Origin of the sequence: Streptococcus sp. HMSC064H09 (assembly GCF_001812625.1) — a bacterium.
Lineage (GTDB): Bacteria > Bacillota > Bacilli > Lactobacillales > Streptococcaceae > Streptococcus.
In genome coordinates, this window is record NZ_KV809556.1 from 182,624 (window position 1) to 207,403 (window position 24,780).

The 24,780-nt window shown below is 38.6% G+C and carries 32 protein-coding genes and 1 tRNA gene; 30 read left to right on the top strand and 3 right to left on the bottom strand.

Translation table 11 applies throughout. The features are described 5' to 3' along the window. Window positions 1-27: 27 nt before the first annotated feature. Complete coding sequence (locus HMPREF2867_RS02245) at window positions 28-393, bottom strand: hypothetical protein (RefSeq protein WP_037599146.1); 366 nt, start codon at window positions 391-393, stop codon at window positions 28-30. Between the two features lie 157 nt (window positions 394-550). On the opposite strand from HMPREF2867_RS02245, the gene HMPREF2867_RS02250 reads away from it, so the two are divergent. The 25 genes from HMPREF2867_RS02250 to HMPREF2867_RS11305 all read left to right on the top strand — a co-directional run bounded on the left by HMPREF2867_RS02250 (window position 551) and on the right by HMPREF2867_RS11305 (window position 20,357). Next, the gene (locus tag HMPREF2867_RS02250) at window positions 551-1,987 is read left to right on the top strand and encodes a 6-phospho-beta-glucosidase (protein WP_037599147.1); all 1,437 of its coding nucleotides are present in this window, start codon (window positions 551-553) and stop codon (window positions 1,985-1,987) included. Between the two features lie 54 nt (window positions 1,988-2,041). Continuing rightward, window positions 2,042-2,281, top strand: a complete 240-nt coding sequence (locus HMPREF2867_RS02255) for a SemiSWEET transporter (RefSeq protein ID WP_004183305.1) — start codon at window positions 2,042-2,044, stop codon at window positions 2,279-2,281. Between the two features lie 131 nt (window positions 2,282-2,412). Next, window positions 2,413-2,727 (top strand): PTS cellobiose transporter subunit IIB, encoded by a 315-nt coding sequence (locus tag HMPREF2867_RS02260; protein WP_003096262.1) that lies wholly within the window; start codon window positions 2,413-2,415, stop codon window positions 2,725-2,727. 157 nt (window positions 2,728-2,884) lie between these two features. Beyond that, window positions 2,885-4,867 (top strand): BglG family transcription antiterminator, encoded by a 1,983-nt coding sequence (locus tag HMPREF2867_RS02265; RefSeq protein ID WP_155123762.1) that lies wholly within the window; start codon window positions 2,885-2,887, stop codon window positions 4,865-4,867. Window positions 4,868-4,876: 9 nt separating this feature from the next. After that, complete coding sequence (locus HMPREF2867_RS02270; RefSeq protein WP_003096270.1) at window positions 4,877-5,191, top strand: PTS cellobiose transporter subunit IIA; 315 nt, start codon at window positions 4,877-4,879, stop codon at window positions 5,189-5,191. Window positions 5,192-5,220: 29 nt separating this feature from the next. Continuing rightward, window positions 5,221-5,727 carry a hypothetical protein gene (locus tag HMPREF2867_RS02275; RefSeq protein WP_004183299.1) on the top strand — a complete coding sequence of 169 codons (507 nt, stop codon included), beginning with the start codon at window positions 5,221-5,223 and terminating at the stop codon, window positions 5,725-5,727. A gap of 60 nt (window positions 5,728-5,787) precedes the next feature. Then, window positions 5,788-7,134: a PTS cellobiose transporter subunit IIC gene (gene celB / locus HMPREF2867_RS02280; protein ID WP_048674742.1), complete on the top strand. Its 1,347-nt coding sequence runs from the start codon at window positions 5,788-5,790 to the stop codon at window positions 7,132-7,134. 89 nt (window positions 7,135-7,223) lie between these two features. Further along, window positions 7,224-7,607 (top strand): hypothetical protein, encoded by a 384-nt coding sequence (locus tag HMPREF2867_RS02285; RefSeq protein ID WP_037611907.1) that lies wholly within the window; start codon window positions 7,224-7,226, stop codon window positions 7,605-7,607. 76 nt (window positions 7,608-7,683) lie between these two features. Further along, window positions 7,684-8,601, top strand: a complete 918-nt coding sequence (locus HMPREF2867_RS02290) for a DMT family transporter (RefSeq protein ID WP_037611905.1) — start codon at window positions 7,684-7,686, stop codon at window positions 8,599-8,601. A gap of 136 nt (window positions 8,602-8,737) precedes the next feature. Next, complete coding sequence (locus HMPREF2867_RS02295) at window positions 8,738-9,265, top strand: YqeG family HAD IIIA-type phosphatase (protein WP_003094053.1); 528 nt, start codon at window positions 8,738-8,740, stop codon at window positions 9,263-9,265. Further along, window positions 9,265-10,383 carry a ribosome biogenesis GTPase YqeH gene (gene yqeH, locus HMPREF2867_RS02300; protein WP_070575458.1) on the top strand — a complete coding sequence of 373 codons (1,119 nt, stop codon included), beginning with the start codon at window positions 9,265-9,267 and terminating at the stop codon, window positions 10,381-10,383. Before HMPREF2867_RS02295 ends, yqeH begins: the two co-directional genes overlap by 1 nt. 29 nt (window positions 10,384-10,412) lie before the next feature. Beyond that, the gene (gene yhbY / locus HMPREF2867_RS02305; protein ID WP_002884193.1) at window positions 10,413-10,730 is read left to right on the top strand and encodes a ribosome assembly RNA-binding protein YhbY; all 318 of its coding nucleotides are present in this window, start codon (window positions 10,413-10,415) and stop codon (window positions 10,728-10,730) included. Between the two features lie 105 nt (window positions 10,731-10,835). Then, window positions 10,836-11,468: a nicotinate-nucleotide adenylyltransferase gene (locus HMPREF2867_RS02310; RefSeq protein WP_021143701.1), complete on the top strand. Its 633-nt coding sequence runs from the start codon at window positions 10,836-10,838 to the stop codon at window positions 11,466-11,468. Beyond that, the gene (yqeK, locus tag HMPREF2867_RS02315; RefSeq protein ID WP_070575460.1) at window positions 11,465-12,058 is read left to right on the top strand and encodes a bis(5'-nucleosyl)-tetraphosphatase (symmetrical) YqeK; all 594 of its coding nucleotides are present in this window, start codon (window positions 11,465-11,467) and stop codon (window positions 12,056-12,058) included. The genes HMPREF2867_RS02310 and yqeK overlap by 4 nt, the downstream gene beginning before the upstream one ends. Window positions 12,059-12,061: 3 nt before the next feature. Continuing rightward, entirely contained in the window at window positions 12,062-12,562 is a 501-nt protein-coding gene (locus HMPREF2867_RS02320) for a cysteine hydrolase family protein (RefSeq protein ID WP_070575463.1), read from the top strand. A gap of 14 nt (window positions 12,563-12,576) precedes the next feature. Then, window positions 12,577-12,927: a ribosome silencing factor gene (gene rsfS, locus HMPREF2867_RS02325; RefSeq protein WP_002891669.1), complete on the top strand. Its 351-nt coding sequence runs from the start codon at window positions 12,577-12,579 to the stop codon at window positions 12,925-12,927. Window positions 12,928-13,131: 204 nt separating this feature from the next. Continuing rightward, window positions 13,132-13,872, top strand: coding sequence for a class I SAM-dependent DNA methyltransferase (locus tag HMPREF2867_RS02330; RefSeq protein ID WP_004183284.1), 741 nt, complete (start codon window positions 13,132-13,134; stop codon window positions 13,870-13,872). Between the two features lie 6 nt (window positions 13,873-13,878). Continuing rightward, a complete protein-coding gene (locus HMPREF2867_RS02335; protein WP_070575465.1) occupies window positions 13,879-14,970 on the top strand; it encodes a nucleotidyltransferase in 1,092 nt (363 codons plus the stop codon). Window positions 14,971-15,111: 141 nt separating this feature from the next. Beyond that, the gene (locus tag HMPREF2867_RS02340; protein WP_105257737.1) at window positions 15,112-15,366 is read left to right on the top strand and encodes a type II toxin-antitoxin system Phd/YefM family antitoxin; all 255 of its coding nucleotides are present in this window, start codon (window positions 15,112-15,114) and stop codon (window positions 15,364-15,366) included. Between the two features lie 3 nt (window positions 15,367-15,369). Next, the gene (locus tag HMPREF2867_RS02345; RefSeq protein ID WP_021143706.1) at window positions 15,370-15,624 is read left to right on the top strand and encodes a Txe/YoeB family addiction module toxin; all 255 of its coding nucleotides are present in this window, start codon (window positions 15,370-15,372) and stop codon (window positions 15,622-15,624) included. 703 nt (window positions 15,625-16,327) lie between these two features. Next, window positions 16,328-18,433, top strand: a complete 2,106-nt coding sequence (locus tag HMPREF2867_RS02350; protein WP_060971902.1) for an AAA family ATPase — start codon at window positions 16,328-16,330, stop codon at window positions 18,431-18,433. Window positions 18,434-18,862: 429 nt separating this feature from the next. Beyond that, window positions 18,863-18,988, top strand: a complete 126-nt coding sequence (locus HMPREF2867_RS11490) for a hypothetical protein (RefSeq protein ID WP_002884447.1) — start codon at window positions 18,863-18,865, stop codon at window positions 18,986-18,988. 17 nt (window positions 18,989-19,005) lie between these two features. After that, window positions 19,006-19,614, top strand: coding sequence for a DUF4230 domain-containing protein (locus tag HMPREF2867_RS02355; RefSeq protein WP_002884297.1), 609 nt, complete (start codon window positions 19,006-19,008; stop codon window positions 19,612-19,614). Between the two features lie 165 nt (window positions 19,615-19,779). Next, window positions 19,780-20,172, top strand: a complete 393-nt coding sequence (locus HMPREF2867_RS02360) for a hypothetical protein (RefSeq protein ID WP_070575470.1) — start codon at window positions 19,780-19,782, stop codon at window positions 20,170-20,172. A gap of 17 nt (window positions 20,173-20,189) precedes the next feature. Beyond that, a complete protein-coding gene (locus HMPREF2867_RS11305) occupies window positions 20,190-20,357 on the top strand; it encodes a hypothetical protein (protein ID WP_162837453.1) in 168 nt (55 codons plus the stop codon). Between the two features lie 180 nt (window positions 20,358-20,537). Here HMPREF2867_RS11305 and HMPREF2867_RS02365 read toward each other — a convergent pair whose 3' ends face one another. Continuing rightward, the gene (locus tag HMPREF2867_RS02365) at window positions 20,538-20,837 is read right to left on the bottom strand and encodes a hypothetical protein (RefSeq protein ID WP_037602683.1); all 300 of its coding nucleotides are present in this window, start codon (window positions 20,835-20,837) and stop codon (window positions 20,538-20,540) included. After that, entirely contained in the window at window positions 20,834-21,253 is a 420-nt protein-coding gene (locus HMPREF2867_RS02370; RefSeq protein WP_002891660.1) for an HIT family protein, read from the bottom strand. Before HMPREF2867_RS02370 ends, HMPREF2867_RS02365 begins: the two co-directional genes overlap by 4 nt. A 64-nt stretch (window positions 21,254-21,317) precedes the next feature. Between HMPREF2867_RS02370 and HMPREF2867_RS02375 the strand changes: the two genes are divergently transcribed. From HMPREF2867_RS02375 to HMPREF2867_RS02395, 5 genes are all read left to right on the top strand, one after another. Then, complete coding sequence (locus tag HMPREF2867_RS02375; RefSeq protein ID WP_070575474.1) at window positions 21,318-22,049, top strand: ABC transporter ATP-binding protein; 732 nt, start codon at window positions 21,318-21,320, stop codon at window positions 22,047-22,049. Then, a complete protein-coding gene (locus HMPREF2867_RS02380; protein WP_371106466.1) occupies window positions 22,049-23,083 on the top strand; it encodes an ABC transporter permease in 1,035 nt (344 codons plus the stop codon). The genes HMPREF2867_RS02375 and HMPREF2867_RS02380 overlap by 1 nt, the downstream gene beginning before the upstream one ends. A gap of 57 nt (window positions 23,084-23,140) precedes the next feature. Next, entirely contained in the window at window positions 23,141-23,932 is a 792-nt protein-coding gene (gene ccrZ, locus HMPREF2867_RS02385; RefSeq protein WP_002884270.1) for a cell cycle regulator CcrZ, read from the top strand. Window positions 23,933-23,941: 9 nt separating this feature from the next. Further along, the gene (gene trmB, locus HMPREF2867_RS02390) at window positions 23,942-24,583 is read left to right on the top strand and encodes a tRNA (guanosine(46)-N7)-methyltransferase TrmB (RefSeq protein ID WP_070575480.1); all 642 of its coding nucleotides are present in this window, start codon (window positions 23,942-23,944) and stop codon (window positions 24,581-24,583) included. Between the two features lie 58 nt (window positions 24,584-24,641). Next, a tRNA-Ser gene (locus HMPREF2867_RS02395) sits at window positions 24,642-24,728 on the top strand. Window positions 24,729-24,780 lie beyond the last annotated feature (52 nt).

Consider the following 24,780-nt stretch of genomic DNA (forward strand, 5'->3'; position numbering starts at 1 on the left):
GGAGTTTTTGAAAAAGACTAAGTGACTTTAGAAATGAGGAAGAGCTGAAGCAACCTTCATTTCTTCAGGAACAGTGACAATAACTTGATGAGCTTTTAAATGATATTTATCAATAATCCATTGGCGAAGTTTTTCTTTAGAGACATTAGAAGTACCTCGGAATTCCTGTCCATTATCATGAGCTGTCCAGTCTCCCATTTTCTTAAAATCGGTATTCTTAAGTAAGTCAGGGTATTGATCTAGCTCCTTAAGATGAACGATAGTAAAGGTGTTATCGTCACGTACAATGACGTTTTTCTTTAAAGCCTTACTTAAGTACCAGAAGAGCATAGCAACAGCACTAACTCCAACAACAAGTCCTGCAAAAGCAATTAAAAACTGTATGAAATTCATAATATTGCCTCCTTATGGGACATAGTATACTCCTTTTATAAAACGTTTTCAAATAAAAAATAATCTGTTACTTTCCGTAGTATTATGGAAAAAGAATGCGTTTTCATTGTCGCTTGTGAAGTTTATAATAGAAGTATCAAAGTCAGGAGGAAAAACGATGACTACTTTTAAAGATGGATTTTTGTGGGGTGGTGCTGTAGCTGCTCATCAACTTGAAGGTGGATGGCAAGAAGGTGGTAAGGGTATCAGTGTTGCTGATGTCATGACAGCTGGTCGCCATGGAGTTGCCCGTGAAATTACACCAGGTGTTTTGGAAGGTAAATATTATCCAAACCATGAGGCCATAGATTTTTACCATCGTTACAAAGGTGATATAGCGCTTTTTGCTGAAATGGGATTTAAGTGCTTCCGAACATCAATTGCTTGGACACGTATTTTCCCAAAGGGTGATGAATTAGAGCCCAATGAAGAAGGGTTGCAATTTTATGATGATCTTTTTGATGAGTGCTTGAAGCATGGAATTGAACCTGTAATTACTTTATCCCATTTTGAGATGCCTTATCATTTGGTTACAGAATATGGTGGGTGGAAAAATCGCAAATTGATTGATTTCTTTGTTCGCTTTGCAGAAGTCGTATTCAAACGTTATAAAGATAAAGTTAAATACTGGATGACCTTCAATGAAATCAATAATCAGGCCAATTACCAGGAAGATTTTGCACCATTTACGAACTCAGGTATTGTATACGAGGAAGGTGACGACCGAGAAGCTATTATGTATCAAGCAGCACACTATGAGTTAGTAGCCTCTGCTCGAGCAGTAAAAATTGGCCATGAAATCAATCCAGATTTTCAAATTGGTTGTATGATTGCGATGTGTCCTATTTATCCTGCAACTTGTAATCCTAAAGACATTTTAATGGCCATGAAGGCTATGCAAAAACGTTATTACTTTACTGATGTACATGTTTTTGGTAAATATCCTGAACACATTCTCAAGTATTGGGAACGTAAAGGAATTTCAGTTGATTTTACAGATCAAGATAAAGAGGATTTACTTGGAGGAACAGTAGACTATATTGGATTTAGTTACTATATGTCTTTTGCTATCGATTCTCATCGTGAGAATAATCCTCATTTCGATTATCTTGAAACGGAAGATTTGGTCAAAAATAATTATGTTCAGGCATCTGAGTGGGAGTGGCAAATTGACCCAGAGGGCTTACGTTATGCATTAAACTGGTTTACTGATCACTATCATCTACCACTTTTTATTGTTGAAAATGGTTTTGGTGCCATAGACCAAGTTGAAGCAGATGGCATGGTTCATGATGATTATCGAATTGATTACCTAGGTGCCCATATTCGTGAAATGAAAAAAGCTGTAGTTGAAGATGGCGTTGATTTAATGGGCTATACACCTTGGGGCTGTATTGACCTGGTTTCAGCCGGTACCGGTGAGATGAGGAAACGTTACGGATTTATCTATGTGGATAAAGATGATGATGGACAGGGAAGTTATGAACGATCACCGAAGAAATCATTTAATTGGTATAAAGAAGTTATTGCATCTAATGGTGCAACGGTAGAATAAAATTAAGAAGCTGGGCGTATTCCCAGCTTCTTTAGTAAACATAGGAGAATAAATATGATTGGTAGCATTGCAGCAATTTTAACAACATTTGCCTTTTTACCACAAGTTGTGCGTGTGGTAAAAACAAAAGATACTGAATCAATTGCCTTAGGGATGTATGTTATGCAGGTTATTGGTATTGCTTTGTGGCTTGCCCATGGCCTTCATATTGGTGACTTACCTTTGATTTTGGCTAATAGTGTTTCGTTCTTGCTATCTGGTATTATTTTGATTTATAAATTGAAGTACAAATAATTATTTTCCGTATCGTTGAGGAAAAATCAGCAATGGTAATTGTAAGCGCTTTACTTTATAATTAAAGTGTAAATAAGAAATAACCCAATCAGGTATCAATTTGATGGGATTAGATTAAAGGAGAAAATCTTATGGCAAAAGCGTTGATTATTTGTGCGGCAGGAATGTCTTCATCACTCATGGCGAAGAAAACAACGGAGTTTCTAAAGGGAAAAGGTCAGGATATAGAGGTTGACGCTATTAGTGCTACTGAAGGCGGAAAAGCTATTGCAGCATCAGAGTTTGATTTGTACCTTGTAAGTCCTCAAACAAAAATGTATTTTAAACAGTTTGAAGAAGCAGGTGCTAAAGTCGGAAAACCAGTTGTTCAAATTCCACCGCAAGCTTATATTCCAATTCCAATGGGAATTGAAAAAATGGCTAATTTAATTGTAGAAAACATCTAATCTTTGATAAAGAAATAATGTTAATAACAAGGTTTGATTAATATTATCTATTAACTAAATTATAAATGATTCATAATATGACTTATGCTCAATAAAAAGAATTTAAGGTGTGAAAATATCCTATAATGGAAGGTGAGAATATCATTTTTAGGAGGATATGAGAGTGTCAAATACTAGAGAAAAAGGCATCCTTCAATTCTTGTTAAAGCACAGGGAACGTTATGTTACAAGTAAGGAACTTGCTGAATACTTGTCCTGTTCGGATAGAACTGTACGTAATCACTTGAAATCAATTGATCAAACCTTAAATCTCCAAGGTGTTAGGTTAGTGTCAAAACAAGGACAAGGCTATCGACTAATTTTTGAAAGTCAAGAAGTTTGCCAAACCTTTCGTCTAATCTATGAATTAGGCAACGATTATAGTACAAAAACGTCTATGTCTCAAGGTGATGATCGTCTAGCCTTCATTTTAAATAAGCTCTTGTTTGAACAGGTTCCGGTTCTTTTTGATGATTTAGTTGAGGAGCTATATGTTAGTCGATCAACTTTATCTAATGATTTTAAAAAGATTCGCCAGATGCTAGCTGACTATAGCTTAACTATAGAGAGTAGAGCAAATAAAGGTGTCTATGTTTCTGGTGAAGAACGTGACAAACGTCGCTTTATTATGAGTTATTTCTTGGAAAATCAGTTTTTTAAAGCATTGCATACTTATGTGAAGTCAAATTTTTTTGACCAAAATCTTCCATTAGAGGAGTTGGCAAAGATTGTTTTAGAAGAATGTCAGGAAGCTAATCTGAAGTTATCGGATTTTGTCTTACAAAATTTAGTTGTTCATATAGCATTAGCAATAGGTCGTATCAAGTCTGGTTTTGAAATTAGTAACTTAGACTGTCAGATGGTAGACAATGACATTGAACGCCAGGTTGCTAAGAGGATTCTTTCAAGAGTCAGTAGTGTAACCAATCAGGAATTTCCAGTTCAAGAGATTGATTATATTACCCTACATCTGTTAGCTAAAAGTCAGTTACCCCAAAACAATCAAACAGAGTTTTCTAAAGAGGCACTGAGAGACTCGGTGGTCCAAAGCTTTAAAACCTTAGGGTTAGATGATATATATCACTTTTCTTCGGATTTTCAGCTTATTGAGAGCCTTATAACTCATTTGATGACCTTACAGGTACGTTTAGCCAGTCATATTAATCTTAGTAATCCATTGGTAGATGAGGTTAAACAGAATTATAGTGATGTATTCTTCATGACCAAGGAAATTCTTGCAAATATGGAAGCTTTTTCACAGGCTACTATATCTGACGATGAAATAGTTTATGTCTGTCTTCATTTCTTGGCTGCTATCGAACGTCGAAAAGAAAACCATAAATTTTCAGTATTGGCGATTTGTGCGACAGGATTTGGAGCTGCTCAAATGCTTAAAAATCGTCTTGAATCTGAGCTTGGGAATCGTATAGAGGTGGTTGATGTCATAGGTTACTATGAGTTGAACCAAGAAAAAATAGACGGTATTGATTTTATTGTATCGGCTGTTGATTTATCAAACCTTTACTTTCAGATACCAGTTTTTACAGTGAGTGTTTTTCTTAAAACCGAAGAAATATCTCAGATCCGTCAGGCTATGGACCAGATGCAAGTTTCGAGAATTGGAAATCGTTCAGAAGTAGCTCGGATTAAAGACGATAATTTTAAACAATACTTTAGTCAAGATAACTTCTTTGTATGGACGAAATGCGATAAAACACGACTATTGGAAGAAATGGCTGAAGGTCTATCTGTCGGTGAATCAGATGATTTCAAACAATCTTTACTTTACGAAATTAAACAGCGTGAGGACTTAAGTTCTGTCGTCTTTTCCCAAAGAGTTGCAGTTCCACATCCCATTAGACCATTGGGGAAAGAAGTTAAAGTCTCAGTTGCTATCTGTCAAGAACCTATATCTTGGGATAATCAAAGTTCACATATTCAACTTGTTTTTCTTTTATCACCATCATTATATGGTAATGATGGGTTGAAGGATGTGACGAAGAAAATAGTTTCCTTAACAGAAAATGATGACTTACAAAAGCAATTAATCAATTGCAAGGATTTTGAAGATTTTATTACAATTTTTGAAAAAATAACATAGGAGGTTCATATGAATCAAGAAGAACTACAGGTTGCAGCCTTTGAAATTATTCTTCATTCAGGCACTGCTAGAACAGAAATTCATGAAGCGTTTGCTGATATGCGAGAAGGACGTTTTGACGAAGCGGAAGCTAAGTTAGACCATTCAAATGAAGAAATTTTAGAAGCACACCATGCACAAACAAAACTTTTGCAAGACTATGCAAGTGGTGTGGAAATCAAGATTGAAATTATTATGGTCCATGCTCAAGACCATTTAATGACTACAATGACTCTATTGGAAGTGGCAAAAGAAATGCTGGTTCTTCATAGAAAGGTTGGCTAAGCATATATAGTTAAACAAGGAGGAAGACAATGACAAAAAAAGAACAACTAGAAATCGAGCGTCAACGTCGGGAGACAGCATTAAAAAATACTTTCTTTAATCGCTACCTTCTTCTACGTTATACAATAGCACTCTTCTTTTTTGGCAATATTTATTGGCTTTTGAATCAATTTATTCGTCCTTCTTTTGTTATTGTTCTCCCTATTACATTAATTGTATTAGCGATTTTGGCTACTGTTGAGCAGTTTCGATTGTATGGCAAGCGTGATGAACGTTTGAAGGTGACTCAGATGTTTATTCGCTCACAGGCAGTTATTCAGATGGGACTACTTGTTCTAACTTGGACGAGTTTGTTCACAACTCTTTTCCCAATTTTTGAAAATAATCAAGCTGCACGTTTCTTCGTTTTCGTTATTCTTTTACTAGGTTTTGGCCTATGCTTGTTAAATCTTAAAAGAATTCAAGAAATATATGAACGTAAAGATAAGGCTTATCAACGCTTTATCCAGTTAGAAAAGAGTTCTGTGACCTTATAGCACCTTGCAAAAGGATAACTATTGAAATAAATTTATAATTATTATTAAGGAGGTCCGATTATGGATCAACAAAACGGATTATTTGGTTTCCTTGAAAATCATGTCATGGGACCAATGGGGAAACTTGCTCAGTTTAAAGTTGTACGTGCAATCACGGCAGCAGGTATGGCAGCTGTACCATTTACTATTGTTGGCTCAATGTTCTTGGTATTTAGTATTTTGCCACAAGCCTTCTCATTCTGGCCAATTGTAGCTGATATTTTCTCAGCTTCATTTGATAAGTTTACTTCTCTATACATGGTTGCTAACTATGCTACTATGGGTTCTCTCTCACTTTACTTTGTTCTCTCACTTGCTTATGAGTTAACCAAAATCTATGCAGAAGAAGAAGAACTAAATATGAATCCTCTTAACGGTGCTCTTCTTGCGCTCATGGCTTTCATTATGACAGTTCCACAAATCATTTTTGACGGTGGGATGATGAAGGCTGTAGGTAGCCTAAAAGAAGGTGCAGTCGTTGTTGACGGTTGGGCAATGGGTAATGGAGTTACTCGCTTTGGTACTACTGGTATTTTCACAGCTATTATCATGGCTATTGTGACAGTCCTTATTTATCGTACATGTGTAAAACGTAATTGGGTTATTAAAATGCCTGAAGCTGTTCCAGAAGGAGTTTCACGTGGATTTACAGCCTTGATTCCAGGATTCGTCGTTGCATTTGTAGTTATCTTTATTAATGGTGCACTCGTAGCGCTGGGAACTGACATCTTTAAAGTTATTGCTATTCCATTTGGGTTTGTTGCTAACCTAACTAACTCATGGATTGGATTGATGATTATTTATCTTTTAACTCAGCTTCTCTGGATTGTAGGGATTCATGGAGCTAACATTATCTTTGCTTTCGTTAATCCTATCGCACTTGCTAACATGGCAGAAAATGCTGCTGGTGGACACTATGCTGTAGCTGGTGAATTTTCTAACATGTTTGTTATCGCTGGTGGATCAGGTGCAACTCTCGGTTTGTGTCTCTACATTGCTTTTGCTGCCAAGTCAGAGCAACTAAAAGCGATTGGACGTGCCTCAGTTGTTCCAGCATTGTTCAACATTAATGAACCTTTGATTTTTGGTTTGCCAATTATCTATAATCCAGCATTAGCAATTCCATTTATCTTGGCGCCAATGGTTACAGCTACTATTTACTACTTTGTTAATGCATTGCATTTGATTAATCCTGTTATTGCACAGGTTCCATGGCCAACCCCAGTGGGAATCGGAGCTTTCTTAGGAACTGCAGATCTCCGTGCTGTCCTAGTTGCTCTTGTCTGTGCAGTTGCTGCCTTCCTTGTTTACTTCCCATTCATCCGTGTTTACGATAAGAAATTGTTGAAAGAAGAACAAGAAGCTTAATTTTTGATTAAAGATCTCAACTCTGGTTGAGGTCTTTTTTGTTATACTAGTGATATTCAATTAAGCATATTTTAAACAGGAGCAAAGCAATGAACAAATTCTTAAGAGTCTTATTTATCCTAGTCATCATCGCCATGACTGGTGCCATTATTTTTCAGCTATTCTTTCCCACCTATATGGGAAGTCATTCGGGTTACGGTATTTCAGTTGGATGGCAGAGGGAGATTGGTATTTGGAATGTGGCGGTTCTGGTCATCCTCCTTGCCGTTAACCTAAAGTACGATTGGTTTTATCTGAGAGCAGTTCTGATTGCTTTGATTCTGGGAGGCCTAGGTATTGGAACCAATCATTTCCTTAGCTATCTTCAATACCATCACTCTGTTAATGCTGTTGGAGCTTTTGAGAATTATCTTTTAGTTCTTGGCTGGATTGTCGGTTGGTGGCTAGAAAATTCTTCAAGAAAAACAGTTTAATTTTTCTGAAGTTATCGCTTGGCTGGCAACTCCCTGTGTTATAATAAATAGGCATTATCATAATCGAGGAAAACACATGTCTAAACAATTAAAAGGTAGTCTGATGGTCATAACTGCTGGGATTGCCTGGGGAATTTCAGGAGTTTCTGGTCAATACCTGATGGCTCATGGGGTTAATGTCAATCTTTTGACGAGTTTACGTTTGATTCTGGCTGGTACTTTACTAACGGCTTCGGTCTTTTTTAGGCAGCGAGACAAATTAGTACAAGCCATTAAAGATAGGAAAACCTTAGTAAGTATCGCCTTATTTGCTCTCTTTGGTCTGGTCTTGAATCAGTATGCCTATCTCAGTGCTATTCAGTACACCAACGCTGGAACTGCGACAGTCTTACAGTATGTCACGCCAGTCCTTATTCTGGCTTTTGTGTGTGCAAAGAACCGCAGATTTCCAACGGTCTCAGAGTTAGTGGCGATTATCATGGCTATTGCGGGAACCTTTATTATCGCCACGCATGGTCAGGTGACAGAGTTGGCTATCACACCTATTGGCTTGTTCTGGGGCCTCTTCTCGGCAGTAACCTATGCACTCTATATCTTACTGCCTGCTAAAGCTATTGAAAAGTGGGGCAGTCTGATTGTCATCGGTCTAGGAATGTTACTCGGTGGTCTGATCTTTCCAATTGCTATCCAAGCCTGGAAGTATGAGTTCCCCTTGACTGGTGGCAATCTTTTAGCACTCTTTGGGTTGGTCTTCATCGGGACAGTTTTTGCTTATACAGTTTTCCTCAAGGGAACAACCATGGTTGGCGCTGTAAAAGGAAGTCTTCTGGCATCGGTAGAACCAGTGGCATCGGTCATTTTAACGGTCTTAATCATGGGTGACCACTTCTTTGCCATTGATGTGCTTGGAATGATTTTAATTGTTCTTGCTGTCATCCTCATTTCACTTAAGGATTTAGTAGCCCTTAAAAAACAAGAAAAAATTCAAAGATAAGAATGGAGCCTGAGTGATTGTGGCTCTTTTCTTTATTGTTCTGTAAAGGATGTTCTTAAAAAATAGGACTTAAGTCCCACACATAAACCTTAAAAATATGGTAAAATAAGAGGTAAACTAACATTTTGGAGAGAAAATGAGTATAGACGATTACAGGCCCCATTTTATGGTGGAGGCTGTTTATGATTTGAAACCTGACCAGCTACGTGAACACGGTATTCGTGCTGTCTTGGTCGATTTGGATAATACCTTGATTGCTTGGAACAACCCTGATGGGACTCCTGAGCTACGTGCTTGGTTAGATGAAATGACAGAGGCTGACATTCCGGTGGTTGTGGTCTCTAACAACAAACATGAACGTGTTGAACGTGCGGTTGCCAATTTCCATGTGGATTTCGTGAGTCGTGCCATGAAACCTTTTACTAAAGGGATTAATGAAGCGATTGAACGTTACCACTTTAATCGAGACGAGGTCGTTATGGTGGGAGACCAGCTAATGACTGACATCAGAGCTAGCCACAGAGCCGGAATTCGATCGATTTTGGTCAAGCCTTTGGTGAAATCAGATGCTTGGGTAACCAAGTTTAACCGTTGGCGTGAACGTCGCATGTGGAAAAAGATTGAAAAAGCATATGGTCCAATGACCTTCAACAAAGGAATTTAATGGAAGAATTATTTTGTATTGGGTGTGGAGCCCAAATTCAAACAGAAGATAAAGAAAAGGCTGGTTACACACCCGCTAGCTCTATAAAAAAAGCTGAAGAAACAGGTGAGTTGTACTGTCAACGTTGTTTCCGCCTTCGTCATTACAATGAAATTGTGGATGTCCACATTACAGATGACGAGTTTTTAAAATTGCTTCATGAAGTTGGAGACAGTGACGCCCTCGTTGTCAATGTTGTTGATATTTTCGATTTTAATGGGTCAATCATTCCAGGCTTGTCACGCTTTGTTTCTGGGAATGATGTGCTCTTGGTCGGAAATAAAAAGGATATCCTACCTAAATCCGTTAAAGATGGTAAGGTAACCCAATGGTTGACAGAGCGTGCCCATGAAGAAGGTATGCGTCCTGTGGATGTCATGTTGACGTCTGCCCAAAACCACCACGCCATTAAAGAGCTAATTCAACGTATTGAAAAACTCCGTAAGGGTCGTGATGTCTATGTTGTTGGTGTGACGAATGTTGGTAAATCAACCTTAATCAATGCCATTATCAAAGAAATTACTGGTGATAAAGATGTTATCACAACCTCTCGTTTCCCTGGAACGACCCTTGATAAGATTGAAATCCCATTGGATGACGGTAGCTATATTTTTGATACACCAGGAATTATTCACCGACACCAGATGGCGCACTATCTGTCAGCGAAGGATCTCAAGTACGTTAGTCCTAAGAAGGAAATTAAGCCAAAAACTTACCAGTTAAATGCAGGCCAAAGCCTATTCCTAGGCGGTCTTGGACGCTTTGACTTTATTGATGGTGATAAACAAGGATTTACAGCCTTCTTTGACAATAATCTAAAGCTTCATCGTACCAAACTAGAAGGCGCAGATGCCTTCTATGATAAGCATGTTGGAAGTCTCCTCATGCCTCCTGGGCCAAAGGAATTGGCTGATTTTCCAAAACTTGTTCGTCATGAATTTACTGTTAAAGATAAGACAGACATTGTCTTCTCAGGATTAGGATGGATCCGTGTCCAAGGAAAAGCTGACCAACCAACCATCGTTGCTGCTTGGGCACCAGAAGGTGTTGGCGTTGTCGTACGAAAAGCGATTATTTAAAATTAATTAAGTAGTTAAAAGGAATAAACATGTCATTAACATCAAAACAACGTGCCTTCCTCAAATCGGAAGCACACACACTTAAACCTATTGTACAAATCGGGAAAAACGGTCTTAACGACCATATCAAAACTAGCGTTCGCAACGCCCTTGATGCCCGTGAATTGATCAAAGTAACCCTACTCCAAAACACTATGGAAGATATTCATGAGGTTGCTGAAATCTTGGAAGAAGAAATTGGCTGTGATACAGTTCTTAAGATTGGACGTATCTTGATTCTCTATAAAGAGTCAGCTAAAAAAGAAAATCGTAAGTTGTCACCAAAGGTCAAAGCTATTCAAAAATAGTTGCCGACTTTGCTTGGTGAAGGATAAACTAAGGTATAGGAACACTTTTGAAGCATCAGCTAGCCTTAAGTCAGTTGTATAATGCTTGAAAAAGAGGAGGCGTACATGGCACTGGATCTCGTAACCCCATTTACAAAGGTTCAACTAGAAGAAGAAATCAAAGATACTGGCCGTAAGCAGGTGGGAATATTAGGTGGAAATTTCAACCCTGTTCACAATGCTCACTTGGTTGTTGCGGACCAGGTGCGTCAGCAGTTAGGTCTTGACGAAGTTCTTCTCATGCCTGAGTTTGAGCCACCTCATGTCGATAAAAAAGAGACTATTGATGAACAACATCGCCTAAATATGCTCATGTTGGCTATTAACGGCATTGAAGGTTTGGATATTGAGACCATCGAGTTGGAACGTAAGGGAATCAGCTATACCTATGACACCATGAAGCTTTTGACAGAAGCCAATCCTGATACGGATTATTACTTTATTATTGGAGCGGATATGGTCGAATACCTACCAAAATGGCATCGTATTGATGAGCTAATCGAGATGGTCCAATTTGTTGGTGTTCAGCGTCCTAAGTATAAGGCTGGAACCTCTTACCCAGTTATTTGGGTGGATGTGCCCCTTATGGATATTAGTTCGAGTGCAGTCAGGGCCTACATTAAGAAGGATCGTACACCTAACTTTATGGTGCCCCAGTCTGTACTTGCCTACATCAAGAAAGCGGGGCTCTATAAATGACCTATGAAAAATATCTAGACTATTCTCGTGAAGAACTCCTTGAAAAAGTTCGAGCGGTCATGAGTCCTAAACGCTTCAATCATGTTTTGGGTGTTGAACGAGCTGCTGTTGCTCTTGCTGAAAAGTATGGTTACGATACTGAAAAAGCTGGTTTGGCTGGCCTCCTTCATGATTATGCCAAGGAACTTCCAAATCAGGAATTCTTGGAGCTTATCGATAAATATAAGCTTGATCCTGAATTGAAAAAATGGGGAAACAATGTCTGGCATGGCATGGTTGGGATTTACAAAATCCAAGAAGATTTGGGTTTGACTGATTCTGAGATTCTACGCAGTATTGAGATCCATACCGTCGGAAGCCATGAAATGTCAACCCTAGATAAGATTGTCTATGTGGCTGATTATATTGAGCATAACCGTAATTTCCCTTTGGTAGAGGAAGCTAGACAAGTAGCTGAGCAATCCTTGGATAAGGTCGTTGCTTTTGAAACAGTCCATACGGTAGAACACTTGGCCCACCAAGCTCTACCGATTTTCCCACAAACCTTAGAAACCTATAATGCTTTTGTGCATTGCTTGAAAGAGGATTAGTAAGTGCAAACAGCTTTTATTATTATTGATGTACAAAATATCTTAGTAGAAACAGGTTTTGAAACACAAAAGCTGTTAGAGAAAATCTCTTATTTACAAGATCAGGCTAGAAAACAGCAGATTGAAATTATCTATATTCAGCATATTGAAACGGAAGAGGCTCTAGCCTCGGAAGATTGGAAATTATCGCCATTATTAAAGAGACAGTCTGATGAAAAGGTTTTTCAGAAGCGATACAATAGCATGTTTAAAGAGACTGGATTAAAGGAATACTTGGATCAACAAGGAATTGAGAAACTAGTCTTATGCGGTATGCAGACGGAGTATTGTGTTGATACATCCGTTAAAGTTGCTTTCGAACATGGCTACAAGCTAGTTGTTCCCGAAGGTACTGTTACAACCTTTGATGGAGACGACATTCCAGCAGAAACGATTAATGAATTTTACGAGAACATTTGGGATGAACGTTTTGCAGATGTCTTAGATTACAAAACGATTTTTTAATGAAAGAGGATTAAATGAAAGAAGAATTACTTGAATTGGTTGTCAAAGCTGCTGATGAAAAGCGAGCTGAAGACATTGTTGCCCTTGATTTGTACGGCCTTACAAGTCTAACAGATTATTTTGTTATTTTGAGTGCAATGAACAGCCGTCAGTTGGAAGCTATTGCCGACAACATCCGTGAGAAAGTGAAAGAAGCTGGCCTTGATGCTAGTCACATGGAAGGTGACAATAAGGGTGGTTGGATTCTTTTGGATCTTAACGATGTTGTTGTTCACATCTTTACAGAAGATGAACGTGCACACTATAACCTCGAAAAACTCTGGCATGAAGCACCAATGGTGGATGTGTCAGCTTATTTGGCATAAAATCTGAACTCAGTTGGCGACAACTGGGTTTTGTTGCTTAAACTAAAGATTTAATAGGAAGGATAGAGCCTTGTGTTTGGTTGGTTTGTCAACTGAACACGAGCTAAAAGCTGTGAGAAAAAGATAAACTTTCTTTGTATCTAGCGATACGGCAGAAAGTTTCCTATTTTTTCTTTGCTTTTGACGCTCTTTGTATCTTGATTTATGGCTACTTATGAAACTTTTGCGGCGGTCTATGACGCTGTTATGGATGATAGTCTTTACGATTTGTGGACGGATTTTTCGCTTCGTCATTTGCCAAAGACTAAGGATAAAAAGAAATTGCTTGAATTGGCTTGTGGAACTGGGATTCAATCTGTACGTTTTTCTCAAGCTGGTTTTGATGTAACTGGACTCGATTTGAGTGCTGATATGTTGAAGATTGCGGAGAAGCGTGCGGCTTCCGCCAAACAGAAAATTGACTTTATTGAAGGCAACATGTTGAATTTATCGCAAGCTGGTAAGTACGACTTTGTGACTTGTTACTCAGATTCTATCTGCTATATGCAGGACGAAGTAGAGGTTGGGGATGTCTTCAAAGAGGTTTATAATGCACTGAATGAAGATGGCGTCTTTATCTTTGATGTGCACTCAACCTATCAGACGGATGAGGTTTTCCCTGGCTATTCCTACCATGAAAATGCAGAAGACTTTGCTATGCTCTGGGATACCTATGAGGATGCGGCTCCGCATTCTATTGTCCATGAATTAACTTTCTTTGTCCAAGAGGAAGATGGAAGCTTTAGCCGTCATGATGAGGTGCATGAGGAACGCACCTATGAGGTCTTGACTTATGATATCTTGCTGGAGCAGGCTGGCTTCAAATCCTTCAAGCTTTACGCCGATTTTGAGGATAAGGAACCGACAGAAACTAGTGCACGTTGGTTCTTTGTGGCCCAAAAGTAAGAGCCTATGACAGTTACAGGTATTATTGCTGAGTTCAATCCTTTTCATAACGGTCACAAGTATCTCTTGGATCAGGCTGAAGGCGTAAAAATCGTTGCCATGTCCGGGAATTTTGTCCAGAGAGGTGAGCCAGCTATTGTGGATAAGTGGACTAGGACTCAGATGGCTTTGGAAAATGGGGCAGACCTTGTGGTTGAGTTGCCTTTCTTGACGTCAGTCCAGTCTGCCGATTATTTTGCTGCTGGGGCCGTCGATATCTTATCCCGACTGGGGATTGATAGCCTTACTTTTGGAACGGAAGAAGTCCTAGACTATCAGTCTATAGCGGATGTCTATGCTGAAAAGTCTGAGGACATGGAAGCCTTTGTGGAAAACTTACCGAGTGACCTATCTTATCCACAAAAGACACAAAAAATGTGGGAAAAGTTTGCTGGTGTAGCCTTTACTGGCAATACACCCAATCATATCCTAGGCTTAGCCTATGCCAAAGCTTGTGCTGGTAAGGGCATTAAGTTGAATCCTATCCAGAGACAAGGAGCCGGCTATCATTCCTCAAATAAGGAAGTATCTTTCGCCTCAGCGACCAGTCTACGTCTCCACAAGCAAGATAGTGATTTTGTGGATAAGTTCATGCCCAATAGTAAACTTTTTCAGACTTCTCCACAGGTTTCTTGGGATAATTATTTCCAATTGTTGGTTTATCAGATTCTTACAAACCCTGATTTGACTAGTGTTTTCCAGGTGAATGAAGAGATTGCCAGTCGTTTAAAAGCTGCTATTCGTGAGGTTTCTTCTGTGGAGGAACTAGTGGATAAGGTGGCGACCAAACGCTATACAAAAGCACGGGTACGTCGTATTTTGACCTATATCCTGGTCGGAGCTGTGGACAATCCTTTACCCCAGGCTGTTCATGTCCTTGGATTTTCTCAAAAAGGGCAGTCTCATCTCAAATCTGTGAAAAAGACTGTGGATATAGTGGCTCGGATTGGAAGGGAACCTTGGGATATGCTTACACAGCAAGCAGATAATGTTTATCAATTAGGCAACCCCGAGCTTTTTCAACAAAACTTTGGACGAATACCGCATAGAGTAAAATAGTTTTATAGAAGGTCTACCTCTGGTAGGCTTTTTAAATCTTTTTTCGAATAAATATTGTAGAAAGGATAAACTTGTCAGGAACTTGTACAAGTTTATACTTTTGGTATATAATAAAAGAAAAGAGGAAATTGAGGTATGCTAATGGAAGCAGTCGTCTATTCAACGTTTCGAAATCATTTGAAGGATTATATGAAAAAGGTTAATGATGAATTTGAACCTCTAGCTGTAGTCAATAAAAATCCTGATGAAGATATTGTAGTGGTCTCAAAGAGTGAGTGGGATAGCATTCAAGAAACATTGCGTATTGTTAAAAATAAAGAACTATCAGACAAGGTTTTAAGAGGAATGGCTCAGGTACGTGCTGGAGAGACTCAAGAGCATGCACTAAAGGAGTAGAAAATGTTACTCACTTTCACTGAAGATGCATGGATGGATTATTGTTATTGGCAAAATCAGGATAGGAAGACACTTAAGCGAATCAATAAGCTGATTAAAGACATTCAACGGGATCCTTTTTCAGGTATTGGGAAACCAGAACCCTTGAAGTATGACTTTCAAGGAGCTTGGTCTCGACGAATTGATGCTGAAAATCGTTTGATTTATATGATTGATGGTAAGAGTGTCGCCTTTCTCTCTTTTAAAGATCATTATTAGGTCTATCTTTGGTAGGCTTTTTTTTACTTTCCGTAAATTATTTTCAAAAAGGTCAAAAAAGATCAAATAAAACTATTGACCTTTACTGACTAATGGTGTATTATAATCTCATAAGGAATAGCTTCCTTATGAGATTGCAGGACTAGCCTAAATCCTTGTAAAAAGGTAATTATAGCTTGCCTGCAAAAATATTTACAACAAAGGTCAAAAAAAGTCAAAAAAGATATTGACTAATACTGACCAATGTTGTACAATATAAACATAAGGAATTGAAATCCTTATGAAGGCTGTCAAAACAGTCCATATATCGATATGAAAAGATTGCAGCTTGTCTGCTTAAATTTTCATTAAAAAGGTCAGTAAAAGTCAAAACTAAATTCTTGACCCAAGCAGATGAAAGGTATATGATAAAGCTATAAGGAAAAAGGTTTCCTTAATCTACAAGTTTCTTTCTGAAAGAGGCTTAGAAGTTAGCTATATTGAGAGATTCACAGAAAGAAGGTGGCTCTTATGCTAAATGACAATTTATTTAAGACTGTGAAAGTTCTCAGTCTCCTACCAAGAGCAAAACCTGAAATTATTAGAAGAGTAGTTGAAGCTACTAAAAATTTTTAGGGTTTTGGTCAGTAAAAGTCAAAAAACACATTAACATAAAAATAACACTTAAAAAATTTCACAAGAAAACACAAAACGAGGTAATTATATGAACAACAACTTTAACAATATGGACGATCTTTTCAATCAATTGATGGGTAACATGGGTGGTTACCGTTCAGAAAACCGTCGCTACATGATTAACGGTCGTGAAGTGACACCTGAAGAATTTGCGATTTACCGTCAAACAGGTCAATTGCCTGGTAATGAAGGTGAAGCAGTGAACCCAACTCAACAACAAGGTAAAGGACCTAAACAAGATGGTATTCTTGCTAAACTTGGTCGTAACTTGACTGAAGAAGCTCGCGAAGGTAAATTGGATCCTGTTATCGGACGTAACAAAGAAATCCAAGAAGCTTGCGAAATCTTGGCTCGCCGTACCAAGAACAACCCAGTCCTTGTCGGGGATGCTGGGGTTGGTAAAACAGCCGTAGTTGAAGGTTTGGCTCAAGCCATCGTTAATGGTGATGTCCCAGCTGCTATCAAGAATAAAGAAATCATTTCAATTGATATTTCTGGACTTGAAGCTGGTACTCAATACCGTGGTAGCTTTGAAGAAAACATTCAAAACTTGGTAAATGAAGTCAAAGAGGCTGGAAACATTATCCTCTTCTTCGATGAAATCCACCAAATTCTTGGTGCCGGAAGCACTGGTGATGGTCAAGGGTCTAAAGGTCTTGCTGATATCTTGAAACCTGCTCTTTCACGTGGTGAATTGACAGTGATTGGTGCAACAACTCAGGATGAATACCGTAACACTATCTTGAAGAACGCTGCCCTAGCTCGTCGTTTCAACGAAGTTAAGGTCAATGCTCCTTCTGCTGAAGATACTTTCAAGATTCTCCAAGGTATCCGTGATCTTTATGAAAAACACCACAATGTTATCTTGCCAGATGATGTTTTGAAGGCAGCGGTAGATTTCTCTGTACAATACATTCCACAACGTAGCTTGCCAGATAAGGCTATCGACCTTGTCGATGTAACAGCTGCTCACTTGGCTGCTCAACACCCAGTGACTGATGTGAATGCTGTTGAACATGAAATTGAAGCTGAAAAAGCTAAACAAGAAGCTGCAGCTGCCAAAGAAGACTACGAAGCAGCTCTAAACGCTAAGGTTCGTATTGAAGAACTTGAAAAGAAAATTGCTAACCATACAGCAGACCTTAAAGTCACTGCAACTGTTAACGATGTGGCTGAATCTGTAGAACGTATGACTGGTATCCCAGTATCGCAAATGGGAGCAACTGATATCGAACGTTTGAAAGATATGGGCCACCGTTTGCAAACTAAAGTTATCGGTCAAGATAAGGCCGTTGAAGCAGTGGCACGTGCCATCCGTCGTAACCGTGCAGGATTTGACGAAGGTAACCGCCCAATCGGTAGCTTCCTCTTTGTAGGACCTACTGGTGTTGGTAAAACTGAGTTGGCTAAACAATTGGCTCTTGATATGTTCGGTACTAAAGATGCCATTATCCGTTTGGACATGTCAGAATACAGCGACCGCACAGCCGTTTCTAAATTGATTGGTACAACAGCTGGTTATGTTGGTTATGATGACAATAGCAATACTTTGACAGAACGTGTTCGCCGTAACCCATACTCAATCGTTCTTCTCGACGAAATTGAAAAGGCTGACCCTCAAGTCATCACACTTCTCCTCCAAGTTTTGGACGATGGTCGTTTGACAGATGGTCAAGGTAACACTGTAAACTTCAAGAATACTGTGATTATCGCAACTTCAAACGCAGGCTTTGGTTACGAAGCTAACTTGACAGAAGATGCTGATAAACCAGAACTTATGGATCGTTTGAAACCTTACTTCCGTCCAGAATTCCTTAACCGTTTCAATGCTGTCATCGAATTCTCACACTTGAGCAAAGAAGATCTTTCTAAGATTGTAGACCTTATGTTGGTTGAAGTTAACAAGACGCTTTCTAAGAAAGACATTGACTTGGCAGTTAGCGAAGCTGCTAAAGAATACATGACTGAAGAAGGCTACGACGAAGTCATGGGTGTTCGTCCACTCCGTCGTGTGGTTGAACAACAAATCCGTGACAAAGTCACAGACTTCCACTTGGATAACCTTGATGCTAAACATCTAGAAGCTGATATGGAAGATGGTGTCTTGGTTATCAAAGAAAAAGATGCTAAATAAAAAGCATAAAACCTCCTAATCCTATTTATGAAGCAGAGATGTTAGTAGACATCTCTGTTTTTTTCTTTAAGACTTTCCTTGGGTGCTACGGACGGAAGCGACTTCCTAACGGAATTCCATTCCTAAGATTTGAGCCTGGGTCTCAAATCTTCCGAGTGAGAGAAGCAATGGTGCTTCTCTCACCTTTAGCACAGCGGAAAGTCTTGTTTTGTGTATAGCTGTGACTTTTATATTTATTCTTAAATATAAAATGAGATAAAATTATTTAAATTATAATAATATGATAAATAGTTAAAAATATATTCTATTTTCAAGAAAGCGTTGACAACGCATTCATATCGCTATATAATTTTTGTGTAAAATTAAATTTTAGTTAGTGATTTCTTGGGTTTAATATTACAATCTTTTGTTATTTGATAAGGAGAAATAATGTTAAAAGTAGTTTTATGGATTTTGGCTATTCTACTTCTTGTAGGAATAGCAATGTTGAACCCCCTAATTGCAGCTGGTATTGTGATTGCAGGATTGTTAATCCAGTTGTTTTTGAAGAAATGAGTTAATAGGAAAAAAGTATGAAAAAGATAATATATGGTATTTTAGCGATTTTATTAGTGATTGTCGTAGGATTCATTTTTCTTAGCGTATATAAAGGGAGTGAGTCATCTGGTAATCAAAAACCAAAGACAGAAATCATAGTAAATGTAAAATCTTTGGAAAAGGTCAGTGAGTTAGTTTTACTCAATGCATCTATTCAAAAAGTTAAGTCAATAGAAAATAATACAAAGTTATTTGGTAGTAACTTTGTAATACCTGGTTCAGAAAAGAAAGCACTCATTATTCTAAATTATACGGCAAAATTCGGTATTAAGAATGATGTAACCATTAAAGATAATGGTAATCATAATTATCAAGTTACATTACCCAAATTTGAAGTTATTGGTGTTGAATTAGATAAAGACAAACCTTATACACTCTACGATACTAGTGGAGGGATTCTTAGTTATTCGACTAAAGACATAGATACTGGTGAGGCTGTTGCAGAAGGTTTTTCAAATAAGGAACAACAAGGTTTTATAAAGGACAATAAAAAATTATTAAAGGAGTCAGCCGAGAAGTACTACTCTACAATGATTAAATCTTTGGACCACGAGGCAAAAGTGACAATTGAAACTCAAAAATAAAGGTAAGGAAAAGATATGTTAAAGTAAATTTTTAATGTTAGCGTTTATGTATTTGCAGTTTTTGGATTTATATTTACATTGTTAATAATTTTTTTGGCTATTAGAGATTCTTCGAATGAAAATTCTACTAATGGCAATAATACGTCAAAAGTAGGACAAAGTATTATGGGTTCGAAAAAAACAGTGGCAAAAACGGAAGAACTATATAGTGATAAAAATATTAAAATAATAAGAACTGGTGGAAATATTATTATTGATAACTTAACGGATAAAGAAATTAATATTGAATCAACTTTTGTAATTAACAATAGTATTGAAGCAAAGCCATTTAGTTCGTCACAATCTAGAATTGATCCGAAAGGAAAGCAGTCAGTATCTATATCAGAATTTGTTGCCGTTAATCCAGGACAGAAAGTTGAGGAATCAGACGAAAAAGCAAAAAAAGCAAACTACTATAAGCATAAAATGAAGAGCGGTGAAAATATTGGGTGGACTGCTAATATACAGAATGGTAACTATGATACAATGAATTCATTTAGTATAAATTTTAATTACTAATTGTGAGGAGATGCAGAATGGATTTATTGGATAAACTGTTAAGTAATAAGATTGTTAATACAAATGGTTACACACGTTCAGATACTGGTACCAAAGTCCATTCCTATTTAAGGACACATCCTAAAAATCAAGGCTTAACGAAATCAGCAACACGTTCTATTATTAATGCTTTAAAAAAGAAATAGTAATTATATGAAAATAGGTTTAGTAGTGTTCTCTTTAATCTGATTAGTGGTGCCTTTTATTATTGAATGGTACTTTCTGTTGTGAAAAAAAGGAACATTGAGTGACTATTACACTATCCATAAACTTTTTATAAGTTTTCATCATTGATAAAAAAGGTAAGTAGCCGATGCTACTTACCTTTATTCTTTATCATCACCTTGATACTTTTGCAAGCGTTCTTGGATGATGTTGAGTCGGGGTTCGAGGTCTTTTTTGAAGACGCGTGTTTTATAGTTGAGGTCTTGTTTGATGTCAGCAAGAACAAGGTTTTGTTCCTTGATGATGTCAAGGTTGCGTTTGATATTGTCCAGATCGTGAGAGATATTTTCTCGTGATTGGTTGAGGTCTAGGATTTCCTCTTTGATGTCTTCACGTCGTTTATAGGCGTAGTAGGCACCGTAGGCAAGAGCTCCAAGAGCTAGAAAGCGTCCGATTTTCATTCTGTTACCTCTTTAGCGATGCTGTCAGCAAGGTCGGCCAGGGCAGCGAAGTCTGGTTCGTGTTCGTCAAATCCCATGTGGATACCATCGTCTGCACCGTAACGAGGAACGAGATGAATATGAGCGTGGAAGACGGTTTGTCCAGCAACTTCTTCGTTGTTATTAAGGATATTCATGCCGATTGCTCCAGTTGCTTTTTGCACGGCACGAGCAATTTTTGGAACACGGCTAAAGACAGTCTCAGCGGTCTCAGCAGACATTTCTAAGATGTTACGAACGTGCTCTTTAGGAATAACCAAGGTATGTCCTTTTGTAGCTTGTGAAATATCGAGGAAGGCTAGAACCTTGTCGTCCTCGTAGACTTTTGATGAAGGGATTTCTCCAGATATAATTTTACAGAAAATACAATTATCCATAATAACGACCTTTCCATGAGTTTTTGTTATAATAGATTATATCATACCAAAGAGAGAAAAGATAATGCTTAAATTAGAAAAGGTGACGGGTGGTTACGCTAATATTCCCGTCCTAAAAGATGTGACTTTTGAGGTGGCTGATGGTGAATTGGTTGGTCTCATTGGTCTTAATGGTGCTGGGAAATCAACAACAATTAACGAGATTATTGGTCTCTTAACACCTTATGGGGGACAGATTGCCATTGATGGGTTAACTATTCAACAAGATTCAGCTAGCTATCGTCAGAAGATTGGCTATATTCCTGAAACGCCAAGTCTCTATGAAGAGTTGACGCTTCGTGAACATTTGGAAACGGTGTTGATGGCCTATGGTCTTGATGTGACTGAGGGGATGGCACGTGCGGACAAGTACCTCAAACTCTTTCGCTTAGATGAAAAGTTAGATTGGTTCCCGACTCAGTTTTCAAAGGGAATGAAGCAGAAAGTCATGATTATCTGTGCCTTTATTGTTAACCCCAGTCTTTTCATTGTTGATGAACCCTTCTTGGGTTTGGATCCCTTGGCAATCTCCGACCTAATTGAGCTTTTAGCTGAGGAAAAAGCTCAGGGCAAGGCGATTCTCATGTCTACCCACGTTTTGGATTCAGCTGAGAAAATGTGTGATCGCTTTGTGATTTTGCACCATGGACAGGTCTTAGCACAGGGGACTCTCGAGGAGCTCCGTCAGAATTTTGGCGACGATAGTGCTAGTCTTAACGGTATCTACATGCAGTTAACTAAGGGAGAATTGTCATGATAGCTAAGCTATTTAAGGAGCGTAGCAAGCGATTCAATGCCCGCTGTGCTAAGTATAGTCGCTACGTTTTTAATGATCATTTTATCTTGGTTCTTCTCTTTCTGCTAGGCTTTGTCTTGGTTCAGTATAGCCAGTTGCTCCGACATTTTCCAAAAAATCCATGGGCCATTGTCCTGGGCTTGCTTGTGCTGTGTCTCTTCCTTCCTTTCTGGGGGAATATTGCGACTTATCTAGAACCTGCGGACAAGCACTACCTTTTGGTTAAGGAAGAAGAGGTGCTAGACCATGTTAAGAAGGCAACAGGGCGTGCTTTTAGATTTTGGGTAATAGTACAAACCCTGATTTTTATTTTGGTTAGTCCTCTCTTTTTAGCCTTGGGACTTCCAGTTTGGGGAGTTATCCTTGTAGGTGTGGCTATGGCTATTCTTAAGTATGTTATTTTCCAGAAAAAGGCTCAACCTTTTTATAAGCAGTCTGGACTGAATTGGACTGAGGCTATTGCAGGAGAAAATAAGCGTCAACAATCGATCTTGAAGTTCTTTTCACTCTTTACCAATGTTAAAGGGATTACGTCGAGTGTTAAACGTCGTGCCTATTTGGATGGTATTCTCAAACGTACAAAGAAAGACAAGGAAAATACCTGGTATAATCTTTACCTAAGAGCCTTCTTGCGTTCTGGAGATTACTTTGCCCTTAGCCTACGCCTTTTTGCCCTAACGCTTTTAGTTATCTTTTTGGTTCCTGAAAAATGGCTGGCTATGGTGCTTGTGGTTGTTTTTGACTACCTCTTGCTCTTCCAGCTCACAGCGCTAAAATCACACTTTGCTTATCAGAGAATGGCTAACCTTATGCCAGTTGGAAAAGACATGCAGGTGAGCAATCTTAAGCACTTGATTACTCAGATTGTACTTGTGCTGACTCTGGTCCAGGCTATTTGCCTCTTCGATCTTAAGTTTAGCCTGATTTTGGTTGGAATTATGCTAGTTTTGAGCCTTGTTTACCTACCAGCCAAGCTTAAGAAGATGATTGACTAACACCTATTAAATAAGTTAAAATAGAAACGAATGACTAAAGAAAAAGGAGATGCCTAGGTGACATCAACAGATAAAGATTTGAGCCTGACTCCTCTCAAAGGAAATAGTGGTAAGGCCTATATGGGAACTTACCCAAACGGAGATCGCGTCTTTGTGAAGATGAATACAACACCAATCTTGGCAGCTCTTGCCAAGGAACAGATTGCACCACAGCTCTTGTGGGCTAAGCGTCTGGGAAATGGTGACATGATGAGTGCACAGGAGTGGCTTGATGGTCGTATTTTGACCAAACATGACATGAACAGTAAACAGATTATCCAAATTCTTGGTAATTTGCACCGCTCTAAACACTTGGTTAATCAACTTTTGCAGTTGGATTATCATATTGAAAATCCTTTTGATCTTCTACACGAGTGGGAAGAAAATGCTGCTTACCAATTGCGTGAGAATGGCTTCCTTCAAGACGTTGTTAGAGATTTGAAACGTCATCTTCCAGAGTTTCGTGCAGAGATTGCAACAATTGTTCACGGAGATGCTCGTCATAGTAACTTTGTCATCACAACCTCAGGATTGATTTATTTGGTTGATTGGGATTCTGTACGTCTAACAGATCGTATGTATGATGTGGCACAGATCCTCAGCCATTATATTCCATTGGCACATTGGCCACAGTGGTTGTCATATTATGGCTATAAGAACAATGACCTTGTGATGGACAAGATTTACTGGTATGGGCAATTTTCATATTTGACACAGATTTCAAAATTCTTTGATAGCCGTGATATGGAACATGCCAACCGAGAGATTTATGAACTTCGTAAATTCAGAGAGACCTTGCACAGATATTAGAAAGTAGACATGCGAGTTAGAAAACGTAAAGGTGCAGAGGAACACCTAGCTAACCATCCTCAGTACGTTATTCTTGAGCCGGAAGCTGCTAAAGGTAAGTGGCATGAGCTTTTTGGTAATGATAATCCTATCCATATCGAGGTAGGATCTGGTAAAGGGGCCTTCATTACTGGTATGGCCCAACAAAACCCTAACATCAACTACATTGGTATTGATATTCAGTTGTCTGTTTTGAGTTACGCCTTGGATAAGGTCTTGGCCTCTGGTGCTGAAAATGTCAAACTCTTGCGTGTGGATGGATCTTCCTTGACCAACTATTTTGAAGATGGCGAAGTGGATATGATGTATCTGAATTTCTCAGATCCATGGCCTAAGAGCCGTCATGAGAAACGTCGTCTAACTTACAAGACTTTCCTAGATACTTATAAGCAAATTCTGCCTGAAAATGGAGAGATTCACTTTAAGACAGACAATCGTGAACTTTTCGAATACAGTTTGGCGAGCTTTTCACAGTATGGAATGGTTATCAACAAAGTTTGGTTGGACCTTCATGCAAGTGATTATGAGGGCAATGTCATGACTGAGTACGAGCGTAAGTTCTCAGAAAAAGGTCAGGTCATCTACCGAGTAGAGGCTCAGTTTAAAGATTAATTATTGAAAACTTGATTAAAAATAACGATTAGCCATCAATAGGCTAATCGTTTGATGTGGAGAGGTCGCATAGAGGCCGAGTGCGCACGCTTGGAAAGCGTGTAGTCCTTAACGGGGCTCGGGGGTTCGAATCCCCTCCTCTCCTTTTAGAAATAGACAAAGTGGCTCTTTGTCAACTGTAGTGGGTGACGAAAAGC

Excerpts from the sequence above, each read along its gene's own strand:
- HMPREF2867_RS02245 (WP_037599146.1), bottom strand. The coding sequence starts at position 393 with ATGAATTTCATACAGTTTTTAATTGCTTTTGCAGGACTTGTTGTTGGA.
- HMPREF2867_RS02250 (WP_037599147.1), top strand. The coding sequence starts at position 551 with ATGACTACTTTTAAAGATGGATTTTTGTGGGGTGGTGCTGTAGCTGCT.
- HMPREF2867_RS02255 (WP_004183305.1), top strand. The coding sequence starts at position 2,042 with ATGATTGGTAGCATTGCAGCAATTTTAACAACATTTGCCTTTTTACCA.
- HMPREF2867_RS02260 (WP_003096262.1), top strand. The coding sequence starts at position 2,413 with ATGGCAAAAGCGTTGATTATTTGTGCGGCAGGAATGTCTTCATCACTC.
- HMPREF2867_RS02265 (WP_155123762.1), top strand. The coding sequence starts at position 2,885 with ATGAGAGTGTCAAATACTAGAGAAAAAGGCATCCTTCAATTCTTGTTA.
- HMPREF2867_RS02270 (WP_003096270.1), top strand. The coding sequence starts at position 4,877 with ATGAATCAAGAAGAACTACAGGTTGCAGCCTTTGAAATTATTCTTCAT.
- HMPREF2867_RS02275 (WP_004183299.1), top strand. The coding sequence starts at position 5,221 with ATGACAAAAAAAGAACAACTAGAAATCGAGCGTCAACGTCGGGAGACA.
- celB (WP_048674742.1), top strand. The coding sequence starts at position 5,788 with ATGGATCAACAAAACGGATTATTTGGTTTCCTTGAAAATCATGTCATG.
- HMPREF2867_RS02285 (WP_037611907.1), top strand. The coding sequence starts at position 7,224 with ATGAACAAATTCTTAAGAGTCTTATTTATCCTAGTCATCATCGCCATG.
- HMPREF2867_RS02290 (WP_037611905.1), top strand. The coding sequence starts at position 7,684 with ATGTCTAAACAATTAAAAGGTAGTCTGATGGTCATAACTGCTGGGATT.
- HMPREF2867_RS02295 (WP_003094053.1), top strand. The coding sequence starts at position 8,738 with ATGAGTATAGACGATTACAGGCCCCATTTTATGGTGGAGGCTGTTTAT.
- yqeH (WP_070575458.1), top strand. The coding sequence starts at position 9,265 with ATGGAAGAATTATTTTGTATTGGGTGTGGAGCCCAAATTCAAACAGAA.
- yhbY (WP_002884193.1), top strand. The coding sequence starts at position 10,413 with ATGTCATTAACATCAAAACAACGTGCCTTCCTCAAATCGGAAGCACAC.
- HMPREF2867_RS02310 (WP_021143701.1), top strand. The coding sequence starts at position 10,836 with ATGGCACTGGATCTCGTAACCCCATTTACAAAGGTTCAACTAGAAGAA.
- yqeK (WP_070575460.1), top strand. The coding sequence starts at position 11,465 with ATGACCTATGAAAAATATCTAGACTATTCTCGTGAAGAACTCCTTGAA.
- rsfS (WP_002891669.1), top strand. The coding sequence starts at position 12,577 with ATGAAAGAAGAATTACTTGAATTGGTTGTCAAAGCTGCTGATGAAAAG.
- HMPREF2867_RS02330 (WP_004183284.1), top strand. The coding sequence starts at position 13,132 with ATGGCTACTTATGAAACTTTTGCGGCGGTCTATGACGCTGTTATGGAT.
- HMPREF2867_RS02335 (WP_070575465.1), top strand. The coding sequence starts at position 13,879 with ATGACAGTTACAGGTATTATTGCTGAGTTCAATCCTTTTCATAACGGT.
- HMPREF2867_RS02340 (WP_105257737.1), top strand. The coding sequence starts at position 15,112 with ATGGAAGCAGTCGTCTATTCAACGTTTCGAAATCATTTGAAGGATTAT.
- HMPREF2867_RS02345 (WP_021143706.1), top strand. The coding sequence starts at position 15,370 with ATGTTACTCACTTTCACTGAAGATGCATGGATGGATTATTGTTATTGG.
- HMPREF2867_RS02350 (WP_060971902.1), top strand. The coding sequence starts at position 16,328 with ATGAACAACAACTTTAACAATATGGACGATCTTTTCAATCAATTGATG.
- HMPREF2867_RS11490 (WP_002884447.1), top strand. The coding sequence starts at position 18,863 with ATGTTAAAAGTAGTTTTATGGATTTTGGCTATTCTACTTCTTGTAGGA.
- HMPREF2867_RS02355 (WP_002884297.1), top strand. The coding sequence starts at position 19,006 with ATGAAAAAGATAATATATGGTATTTTAGCGATTTTATTAGTGATTGTC.
- HMPREF2867_RS02360 (WP_070575470.1), top strand. The coding sequence starts at position 19,780 with ATGGGTTCGAAAAAAACAGTGGCAAAAACGGAAGAACTATATAGTGAT.
- HMPREF2867_RS11305 (WP_162837453.1), top strand. The coding sequence starts at position 20,190 with ATGGATTTATTGGATAAACTGTTAAGTAATAAGATTGTTAATACAAAT.
- HMPREF2867_RS02365 (WP_037602683.1), bottom strand. The coding sequence starts at position 20,837 with ATGAAAATCGGACGCTTTCTAGCTCTTGGAGCTCTTGCCTACGGTGCC.
- HMPREF2867_RS02370 (WP_002891660.1), bottom strand. The coding sequence starts at position 21,253 with ATGGATAATTGTATTTTCTGTAAAATTATATCTGGAGAAATCCCTTCA.
- HMPREF2867_RS02375 (WP_070575474.1), top strand. The coding sequence starts at position 21,318 with ATGCTTAAATTAGAAAAGGTGACGGGTGGTTACGCTAATATTCCCGTC.
- trmB (WP_070575480.1), top strand. The coding sequence starts at position 23,942 with ATGCGAGTTAGAAAACGTAAAGGTGCAGAGGAACACCTAGCTAACCAT.